This is a genomic window from Cupriavidus sp. 8B (assembly GCF_054589115.1).
The window spans coordinates 1-9,283 of the sequence record NZ_BAAILO010000385.1; the positions used below are offsets into that span (position 1 = coordinate 1).

Consider the following 9,283-nt stretch of genomic DNA (forward strand, 5'->3'; position numbering starts at 1 on the left):
GCTTCCGGACCTTCAGAGCGACAGAAATCGCGCTATATCATGCACTTGGCAATCTCCCCGAGCCTCCGTCCACCCACACTTTTTTCTGACGAACCTTTTTTTATTGCGAGCGGACCGCTATCAGGCCAGCTTCTTCAGCAGCGTGCGCAGATTGCCGATCATCAGGTCGATCTCTTCCGTGGTCACGTTCAGCGCGGGCATGAAGCGCAGCAGGTTGGGGCGCGGCGAATTCAGCAGCAGGCCTTGCGGCTGCATGTCGCGTGCTTCTTCCACCAGTTGCGGGCCGATGTCCTTGCTCAGCACCAGCGCGCGCAGCAGGCCTTCGCCGCGTTCGCCGCCCAGGCCGAACTCCGACGACAGCGCCAGCAGCTGCTCGCGCAGGTAGGCGCCTTTTTCTTGCACGCTTTGCAGGAAGCCGGGCGAGGTCAGCTGCGAGATTACGGCGCTGCCGACGGCCGTCATCACCGGGTTGCCGTTGTAGGTGCCGCCCTGGTCGCCGGCTTCGAAGCTGGCGACTTCGGCCTTGCACAGCAGGGCTGCCAGCGGCACGCCGCCGCCAATGCCCTTGCCCAGCGTCATGATGTCCGGCTCCACGCCCGACAGCTCATAGGCGAACATGGTGCCGCAGCGCCCGCAGCCGGTCTGCACTTCGTCGACGATGAACAGCAGCTTGTGCTGGTCGGCCAGCTTGCGCAGGCCTTGCATGAATTCGCGCGAGGCGGGGATCACGCCGCCTTCGCCCTGCACCGGCTCCAGCATGATGGCCACGGTCTTGTCGTTGATCAGCTTCTCGACCGAGGCCAGGTCGTTCAGCTCGGCCTTGGGGAAGCCCGGCACCTGTGGTGCGAAGATGGTGTCCCAGCCGGCTTTGCCCGACGCGCTCATGGTGGCGAGCGTGCGGCCGTGGAAGCTGTGGTCCATGGTGATGATCTCGAACGCGCCGTTCTTGTGCTTGCGGCCCCATTTGCGCGCCAGCTTGATCGCGCCTTCATTGGCTTCCGCGCCGCTGTTGGCGAAGAACACCTTGTCGAAGCAGCTGGCGTCGGTGAGCTGCTTGGCCAGCTTGAGCATGGGTTCGTTGTAGAACGCCGGGCTCGGGTTGAACAGCTTTTGCGACTGTGCCACCAGCGCATCGATCATGGCCTGGTTGGAGTGCCCCAGGCAGTTGACCGCCCAGCCTTGCACGAAGTCCAGGTATCGCTTGCCGTTATGGTCCGTGAGCCACGAGCCCTTGCCTTCGGTAAAGACGAGCTCGGGCCGGTTGGTGATGTACATCAGGGATTGGACGGGGTACTCAGCAAATGCCATGGCGGACTCCAGGGGTCGGCGTGAAACAGGGGGGGAGGAGAGCAGAAAAACAAAAAGCCACGGGGATTGCCCGTGGCTTGTTGACCTGAACAGAAGCTATGGACGGTCAGCCGCGAGGCACCCCGGTGGGGAGCAACGTACGGTAGCTGCGTCGGTTGATAGCGTAGTTCATGGCGGCCAATATAAGGCCCAGGCGCCCGGCTGTCAAAACGAATTTTGGCGGGGCCGGGCATTGTTGTAGCGTAGGAACGGACCGGGTGGCGCTCAGGCCGCCGGTGCCGGCGGTACCGAACCTGCCGGATGCATGTCCGCTTCCGACGTGAACGAGTCGGCGAAGAAGGCATCCTCGTGCAGGTCGCAACGCAGGGAGAAGTCCTTGCGCGCGGCATTGATCATCACCGGCGCGCCGCAGGCGTAGACCTCGAAGCCGGACAGGTCGGGATGGTCCTCCATCACGGCCTCGTGGACAAAGCCGGTGCGCCCGCCCCAGTCGTCGCTGTCGTGGGCGTTGGAGACCACCGGCACGTAGCGGAAGTTGGGCAGCTCGCGCGCCCACTGCTCGCACAGCGCGTGCATATACAGATCGCGCGGGCGGCGGCCGCCCCAGTACAGCGTCATCGGGCGGGTGATGCCGGTGTAGACCGCATGCTCCACGATGGCCTTGATCGGCGCGAAGCCGGTGCCGGAGGCCAGCAGGATGATGGGCTTGTCGGAGTCTTCACGCAGGAAGAAGCTGCCGAGCGGGCCTTCGAAGCGCAGGATGTCGCGCTCCTTCATGGCCGGCTGGCCGTCCCTGGCGCCGAACACGTAGTCGGTGAAGGTGCCGCCGGGCATATGGCGGATGTGCAGCTCGATCGGGCCTTCCTGGTGCGGCGGCGTGGCGATGGAGTAGCTGCGGCGCTTGCCGTCGCGCAGCAGGAACTCGACATACTGGCCGGCCAGGAACTGCATGCGCTCGGTGGCGGGCAACTGCAGGCGCGCAACGACGACGTCGTCGGCCACGCGTTCCAGCGTGGCGACGCGGCACGGCACCTTCTTGATCGGGATGTCGCCGGCGCCTTGCACCTCGCGGCATTCGATGGTGATGTCCGAGGTGGGCTTGGCGCAGCAGAACAGCGCGCGGCCCTCGGTCTTTTCCTGCGCGGACAGCGCGGAAAGTGCGTGATCGCCCTGCTCGATGCCGCCAGCGGTGACACGGCCCTTGCAGGATCCGCATGCGCCGTTCTTGCAGCCGTAGGGCAGGCCAATGCTGTGGCGCAGGGCCGCGGTAAGGATGGTTTCATCCGCGGCCGCTTCGAACGTGCGGCCGCTGGGCATGACGGTAACTTGATAAGCCATAATCACTCTATGAGCAAAAATCTGTCGCGACGCCGCCTGGGTCGCCCGCGCCTACTCATCGTTGGCTGTGGGGATGTGGGCACGCGTTGCCTGCGTATTCTATCGACGCGCTGGCGCGTCTTTGCCATCACTTCGCAGCCGTCCCGCCGCACGGCGCTGCGGGACAACGGCGCCGTGCCGCTGGTGGCCGACCTGGACCGGCCCGCAACGTTGGCGCGCCTGGCCGGGCTGGCCGACAGGGTGCTGCACCTGGCGCCGCCGCCGTCCCGCGGCGAGGGCGATCCCCGCACGCTGGCGCTGCTGCGCGCCTTGCGGCGTGGTGCCTGGCGGCGCTGCGCCGCACGGCCTGGCGGATGGTTTGCCAAGCCCGCTATTCTACCCGACCGGGGCAACGGCAGGTCCGGCCGAAGTGCCGCGGCGCCAGCGTTTGTCTACGCCAGCACCTCGGGCGTATATGGCGATCGCGGCGGCGCCAGGCTGGCGGAATCGCAGGCGGTGCGCCCGCAAACCGCGCGCGCCCGGCGCCGCGTGGCGGCCGAGCAGGCCGTGCGGGACTTTGGGCGCCATGCCGGCTGGCGTGCTTCCATCGTGCGCATCCCCGGCATCTATGCCGAAGACCGGCTGCCGCTGGCCCGCCTGGCCAAGGGCACGCCGGCGCTGGCGCCGCAGGACGATGTCTATACCAACCACATCCATGCGCTGGACCTGGCCCGCACCATGGTGGCGTCGCTGTTCCGCGGCCGCGCGCAGCGGGTGGTGCACGCCAGCGACGATTCGGAAATGCGCATGGCCGACTACTTCGACCTGGTGGCCGACCGCCGCGGGCTGCCCCGGCCGCCGCGCCTCGCCCGCGCGCAGTTGCGCGAGGCCGTGGAGCCGACCCTGCTCAGCTTCATGAGCGAATCGCGCCGGCTGGAGAACGCCCGTCTCAAACGCGAGCTGCGCCTGCGGCTGCGCTATCCCACCGTGGCGTCCTTTTTCGACGCCTGAATTCAGCTGCTCCCGGCGTCTGCCGGGAGCGCTTTCTTTCCTCATCCCCTCCACCGTGCGGGTGGCACGCCGTTTGCATTGGTGTTGCCGCTCGATCCTGTATAGACAGCAAGTGATGTAGCCGGCGTGGCGATGCGCAGATCTGGTGCGCCGAGGCGAAAGGGGCATGTGCCGGATGCGCCCTCAATGGGCATTGGCGGCCATTGGCGAGCACCTTGCCCAATCGCGTAACGTGCCTGTTTCCCGCTGTTCCAGGCTCGGCGGTACGTAAGTGCCGGCAACGCCAGTTCCGCGCTTCGCCTCGGGTTAACTACTGCATTGACTTGTATATACAGGGTTGCTAAATTGCCTGGCAAATGACCGGCGCTGCAAGTACGGCGCCGCCCGCCGGGCGATCCGGCTGCCGCCAACGCTGGCGCGGCCCCGTTCGCATCACACCAAAGGAGCCAGGAAGATGGGATTTCGTATCCGTAGCGGTAAGTCGCTAGCCGTCGCCGTTGCAGCAGTCGTCGCCACGCTGGGTGCCGCAGGCACCGCGCAAGCGCAAGCCACGCAGGTCACGCTGGGCATGAGCGGCTGGACCGGTTTCGCGCCGCTGACGCTGGCCGACAAAGCCGGCATCTTCAAGAAGCACGGTGTCGACGTCGACATCAAGATGATTCCGCAGAAGGACCGTCACCTGGCACTCGCCTCCGGCGCCATCCAGTGCGCCGCCACCACGGTCGAGACCCATGTGGCCTGGAACGCCAACGGCGTGCCCATCACCCAGATCGTGCAGCTCGATAAGTCCTACGGCGCCGACGGCCTGGCCGTGCGCGGCGACGTCAAGGGCTTTGCCGACCTCAAGGGCAAGACCATCGGCGTGGATGCGCCCGGCACCGCGCCTTACTTCGGCCTGGCCTGGATGCTCAAGAAGAACGGCATGAGCCTGAAGGACGTGAAGACCACCACGCTGTCGCCGCAAGCCGCCGCGCAGGCCTTCGTCTCGGGCCAGAACGACGCTGCCATGACGTATGAGCCGTATCTGTCGTCCGTGCGCCAGAACCCGGACAAGGGCAAGATCCTGGCCACCACGCTGGACTACCCGATGGTGATGGATACGCTGGGCTGCGCGCCGAAGTGGCTCAAGGACAATCCCAAGGCCGCGCAAGCGCTGGTCGATAGCTACTTCGAAGCGCTCGACATGATCAAGCAGGACCCGGCCAAGGCCAACGACATCATGGGCGCGGCGGTCAAGCAAAGCGGCGAGCAGTTCGCCAAGTCGTCCGCCTACCTGCGCTGGCAGGATCGTGACGCCAACCGCAAGTTCTTCGGCGGCGAGCTGGCCAGCTTCAGCAAGGAAGCGGCGCAGGTGCTGCTGGAGATCGGCGTGATCCGCCAGGTGCCGGACGTAACGGCGCTGTACGACGCGCGCTTCATCAAGTAACGAGGTTGGTGCCATGACGCAGGTTCACATTGGTTCGCCCGCCGCGAATCCAGATACAAAGCCCGCCCCCGCCGCGGTGACTCGGGCGCCCGCGCGCCGGCATCCCTGGCTGGCGCCGCTGGCGCCGGTCACCCAACGCGCGCGCTGGGTGCTGGGTTTGTCGTTCTTCGTGGTGTTTTTCGCCGTGTGGGCGGCGGTGACCCTGGGTGGCATGGTGCCGCGCACCTTCCTGGCCGACCCGATGACCATGGCCCATGAAGGCGTGCTGCTGTTTACCGAGTACAACTTCATCGGCGATATCGGCATGACGGTATGGCGCGTGCTGGGCGGCTTCGTGCTGGCCGCCGCGCTGGCCGTGCCGCTGGGCATCTTCATGGGCGCGTACAAGGCGGCGGAGGCGTTCTTCGAGCCCTTCGTCTCGTTCTGCCGCTACCTGCCGGCGTCGGCCTTTATCCCGCTGCTGATCCTGTGGGCGGGCATCGGCGAGGCGCAGAAGGTGCTGGTGATCTTTATCGGCTCGTTCTTCCAGATCGTGCTGATGGTGGCGGTGACGGTGGGCGGCGCGCGGCGCGACCTGGTGGAGGCGGCCTACACGCTGGGCGCCAACAGCAGCGGCATCGTGCGGCGCGTGCTGATCCCGGGCGCCGCGCCCGAGATCGCCGAGATCTTGCGCCTGGTGCTGGGCTGGGCCTGGACCTACGTCATCGTGGCCGAGCTGATCGGCTCGTCCTCCGGCATCGGCCACATGATCACCGACAGCCAGGCGCTGCTCAACACCGGGCAGATCATCTTCGGCATCATCGTGATCGGTTGCATCGGCCTGGTCTCCGACCTGGCATTCAAGCTGGCCAACCAGCGCCTGTTCCCGTGGAGTTCTATCAAATGAGCGCGCTGTCCATCCAGCAGGTCTCGCGGACCTTCGTCAATCCGCGCGGCGGCCAGACCCTGGCCTTGCAGCCGACCGATTTCGAAGTGGCGGACAACGATTTCGTCACCATCCTCGGCCCGTCCGGCTGTGGCAAGTCCACGCTGCTGCGCATCGTCGCCGGGCTGGATACGCCCACCACCGGGCGCGTGCTGCTCGACGGCCAGGAAGTCACCGGCCCGGGCGCGGAGCGCGGCATGGTGTTCCAGTCCTACACGCTGTTCCCATGGCTGACCATCGAGCAGAACGTGCGCTTTGGCCTGCGCGAGCGCGGCATGAGCGAGGCCGACCAGCGCGAGCGCAGCGACTTCTTTATCCAGCGCGTGGGCCTGCGCGGCTTCGAGCACCATTTCCCCAAGCAGCTATCGGGCGGCATGCAGCAGCGCACGGCGATTGCCCGGGCGCTGGCCAACGATCCCAAGATCCTGCTGCTGGACGAGCCCTTTGGCGCGCTGGACAACCAGACCCGCGTGCTGATGCAGGAACTGCTGCTGGGCATCTGGGAGGCCGCGCGCAAGACCGTGCTGTTCGTCACGCACGATATCGACGAGGCCATCTTCATGGCCAACCGCGTTGCCGTGTTCTCGGCGCGGCCGGGCCGCATCAAGCGCACGATCGATGTTGACTTCCCGCACCCACGCCACTACACCATCAAGACCTCGCCGGAGTTCTCCGAACTGAAGGCGGTACTGACCGAGGAAATCCGCGCCGAGGCCATGGCCGCCGCCGAGCACTGAGCCCATGAAAGCAGCCACCGCCAACCGCCGGGGCGTTCCCGATGCCACTCCCGCCGCGCTTTACCAGCAGGTCAAGGAGTACATCGCGCGCAATATCCAGAGCCGCGCATGGCAGCCGGGTGACCGCGTGCCGTCCGAGCAGGAGCTGGTGACCCGCTTTGGCGTGTCGCGCATGACGGTGAACCGCGCTCTGCGCGAGCTGGCCGAGCAGGGCAGGGTGGTGCGCGTGGCGGGCGTGGGCACGTTCGTGGCGGAACACAAGCCGCAGTCGACGCTGCTCAACGTGGTCAACCTGCAGGACGAGATCCGCATGCGCGGCCACGACTACGCCTGCGACGTCATGGTGGTGGAACGCGTGGCTGCCTCCATCGAGGTAGCCGCAGCGCTGGACCTGCGCACCGGCGAATCGGTGTTCCACTCCGTATGCGTGCACCGTGAGGACGGCGTGCCGGTGCAGCTCGAAGACCGCTATGTGAACCCGCGCGTGGCGCCGGACTTCATCAACCAGGATTTCGCCGCCGCCGATGCGGTCAAACCTGGCGAATACCTGCTGCGCCACGTGCCATACGACCAGATCGAGCATGTGGTCGACGCCATCTCCGCCACGGCGGAGCAGGCTACCCAATTGGAAATGCCGGCTACCCAGCCGTGCCTGCTGCTGACCCGCCGCACCTGGACGGGCGGCACCCCCGTTACCTTTGTACGTTGCCTGCACCCAGGCAACCGTTACCGCCTAGGCAGCCGATTCCGCGCCGATGGCAACCCGGCCTTCGGCTGAACCAGCCGTGGGCCGTTAGTCTTTTCAGATCCACCAGCCAACTCACGAACCCGGCTGTATAGACAGGGACATACAAATGAGCGCCACCCAAGCCAACCAAACTTCCCGCCCGCTGCTGACCTTGCAGCCCGGCGCCGTCACGCTGGCCGACCTGCGCCGCATCCATCGCGGCGAAGTGCGCCTGGCGATGGACGAATCCGCCTGGGCCGGCGTGCGCGCGTCCCAGGCCACCGTGCAGGACATCATCGACGCCGATGCCGTGGTCTACGGCATCAACACCGGCTTTGGCAAGCTGGCGCAAACGCGCATCCCGCACGACAAGCTGGCCGAACTGCAGCGCAACCTGGTGCTGTCGCACAGCGTGGGCACCGGCGCCGACCTTGCCGCCGACACCGTGCGGCTGATCCTGGCGATCAAGGCCGTGAGCCTGGCGCGCGGCCATTCGGGCATTCGCCCGGAGATCATCGAGGCGCTGCTGGCGCTGGCCAACTCCGGCGTCACGCCGTGCATTCCGGCCAAGGGCTCGGTAGGCGCGTCGGGCGACCTCGCGCCGCTGGCGCATATGTCGTGCACGCTGATCGGCGTGGGCGAGGTGATGATCGACGGCGTGCACCGTCCGGCGGCCGAGGGTCTGGCTCACGCCGGGCTGGCGCCGTTCACGCTGGGCCCCAAGGAAGGGCTGGCGTTGCTCAACGGCACGCAGGTTTCCACCGCGCTGGCGCTGGCCGGCCTGTTCGCCGCTGAGGACATCTTTGCCGCTGGCCTCGTGGCGGGCGCGTTGTCGCTGGAAGCCATCAAGGGCTCGGTGAAACCCTTCGACGCGCGCATCCATGCCGCACGCGGCCAGGCCGGTCAGATTGCCGTGGCCGGCGCCGTGCGCGCGCTGCTGGATGGCAGCCGGATCGTGGATTCGCACGTGAGCTGCGGCCGCGTGCAGGACCCGTACTCCATCCGCTGCCAGCCGCAGGTGATGGGCGCCTGCCTGGACAACCTGCAACACGCCGCGCGCGTGCTGCAGATCGAAGCCAATGCCGCGTCCGACAATCCGCTGGTGTTCCCGGAGCAGGGCGACGTGATCTCGGGCGGCAACTTCCACGCCGAGCCGGTGGCGTTCGCCGCCGACATCATCGCGCTGGCCATCGCCGAGATCGGCGCGATCTCCGAGCGCCGCCTAGCGCTGCTGCTCGATACCGGCCTGTCCGGCCTGCCGCCGTTCCTGGTGCGCGACGGCGGCCTGCATTCGGGCTTCATGATCGCGCAGGTCACCGCAGCGGCGCTGGCTTCCGAGAACAAGTCGCTGGCGCATCCCGCCAGCGTGGACAGCTTGCCGACCTCGGCCAACCAGGAGGACCATGTGTCGATGGCCACCTTTGGTGCGCGCCGCCTGGGCGATATGGCGGAGAACACCGCCGTGGTGGTCGGCATCGAAGCCATGGCCGCCGCGCAGGGCATCGAGTTCCATCGCCCGCTGGAGTCCTCGCCGCTGATCGAGTCCGAGATTGCGCGCATCCGCGAGCGCGTGGCCTTCGTGGAGGGCGACCGCTACTTCGCGCCGGATATCGAAGCGATGAAGCAGTGGGTGCAACAGGGCGATGCGGGCGCCGGCTGGCCGGAGGCCGTGCGGCAGGTGTTGCCGTCGCAGGTGGGCGTGGTCTAAGCCAGCCGTGCTGGACAAAACCATTGGCTTCGCTTCAAGTGGCGCCTAGCCGAACCGCCCCTCTCCCCAACCCTCTCCCCGTGAGGGGAGAGGGAGCGACAGCCGTCGGCATGGCAAGCGGCTT

Annotated in this window: 8 protein-coding genes; 6 read left to right on the forward strand and 2 right to left on the reverse strand. The window is 66.9% G+C overall.

Translation table 11 applies throughout. The features are described from left to right. Positions 1-120: 120 nt before the first annotated feature. Both ACYP5B_RS37210 and ACYP5B_RS37215 read right to left on the reverse strand, forming a co-directional pair. Positions 121-1,308 carry an acetylornithine transaminase gene (locus tag ACYP5B_RS37210; protein ID WP_400092787.1) on the reverse strand — a complete coding sequence of 396 codons (1,188 nt, stop codon included), beginning with the start codon at positions 1,306-1,308 and terminating at the stop codon, positions 121-123. A 264-nt stretch (positions 1,309-1,572) separates the two neighbouring features. Beyond that, the gene (locus tag ACYP5B_RS37215) at positions 1,573-2,646 is read right to left on the reverse strand and encodes a CDP-6-deoxy-delta-3,4-glucoseen reductase (RefSeq protein ID WP_318236982.1); all 1,074 of its coding nucleotides are present in this window, start codon (positions 2,644-2,646) and stop codon (positions 1,573-1,575) included. A 9-nt stretch (positions 2,647-2,655) separates the two neighbouring features. Between ACYP5B_RS37215 and ACYP5B_RS37220 the strand changes: the two genes are divergently transcribed. The 6 genes from ACYP5B_RS37220 to hutH all read left to right on the forward strand — a co-directional run bounded on the left by ACYP5B_RS37220 (position 2,656) and on the right by hutH (position 9,159). Continuing rightward, positions 2,656-3,636: an NAD-dependent epimerase/dehydratase family protein gene (locus ACYP5B_RS37220; protein WP_267604287.1), complete on the forward strand. Its 981-nt coding sequence runs from the start codon at positions 2,656-2,658 to the stop codon at positions 3,634-3,636. Between the two features lie 454 nt (positions 3,637-4,090). Continuing rightward, positions 4,091-5,062: an ABC transporter substrate-binding protein gene (locus tag ACYP5B_RS37225; RefSeq protein ID WP_267604286.1), complete on the forward strand. Its 972-nt coding sequence runs from the start codon at positions 4,091-4,093 to the stop codon at positions 5,060-5,062. 13 nt (positions 5,063-5,075) lie between these two features. Next, a complete protein-coding gene (locus ACYP5B_RS37230) occupies positions 5,076-5,948 on the forward strand; it encodes an ABC transporter permease (protein ID WP_400092790.1) in 873 nt (290 codons plus the stop codon). After that, on the forward strand, positions 5,945-6,724 hold the full coding sequence (locus ACYP5B_RS37235; protein ID WP_318236978.1) for an ABC transporter ATP-binding protein: 780 nt from the start codon (positions 5,945-5,947) through the stop codon (positions 6,722-6,724). Before ACYP5B_RS37230 ends, ACYP5B_RS37235 begins: the two co-directional genes overlap by 4 nt. Positions 6,725-6,728: 4 nt before the next feature. Beyond that, positions 6,729-7,502, forward strand: coding sequence for a histidine utilization repressor (gene hutC, locus ACYP5B_RS37240; RefSeq protein WP_267604284.1), 774 nt, complete (start codon positions 6,729-6,731; stop codon positions 7,500-7,502). Between the two features lie 76 nt (positions 7,503-7,578). Beyond that, a complete protein-coding gene (gene hutH, locus ACYP5B_RS37245) occupies positions 7,579-9,159 on the forward strand; it encodes a histidine ammonia-lyase (RefSeq protein ID WP_459572913.1) in 1,581 nt (526 codons plus the stop codon). Positions 9,160-9,283 lie beyond the last annotated feature (124 nt).

What these genes read in the sequence shown, in the direction of transcription:
- ACYP5B_RS37210 (WP_400092787.1), bottom strand. Translation starts at nt 1,308, where the DNA reads ATGGCATTTGCTGAGTACCCCGTCCAATCCCTGATGTACATCACCAAC.
- ACYP5B_RS37215 (WP_318236982.1), bottom strand. Translation starts at nt 2,646, where the DNA reads ATGGCTTATCAAGTTACCGTCATGCCCAGCGGCCGCACGTTCGAAGCG.
- ACYP5B_RS37220 (WP_267604287.1), top strand. Translation starts at nt 2,656, where the DNA reads ATGAGCAAAAATCTGTCGCGACGCCGCCTGGGTCGCCCGCGCCTACTC.
- ACYP5B_RS37225 (WP_267604286.1), top strand. Translation starts at nt 4,091, where the DNA reads ATGGGATTTCGTATCCGTAGCGGTAAGTCGCTAGCCGTCGCCGTTGCA.
- ACYP5B_RS37230 (WP_400092790.1), top strand. Translation starts at nt 5,076, where the DNA reads ATGACGCAGGTTCACATTGGTTCGCCCGCCGCGAATCCAGATACAAAG.
- ACYP5B_RS37235 (WP_318236978.1), top strand. Translation starts at nt 5,945, where the DNA reads ATGAGCGCGCTGTCCATCCAGCAGGTCTCGCGGACCTTCGTCAATCCG.
- hutC (WP_267604284.1), top strand. Translation starts at nt 6,729, where the DNA reads ATGAAAGCAGCCACCGCCAACCGCCGGGGCGTTCCCGATGCCACTCCC.
- hutH (WP_459572913.1), top strand. Translation starts at nt 7,579, where the DNA reads ATGAGCGCCACCCAAGCCAACCAAACTTCCCGCCCGCTGCTGACCTTG.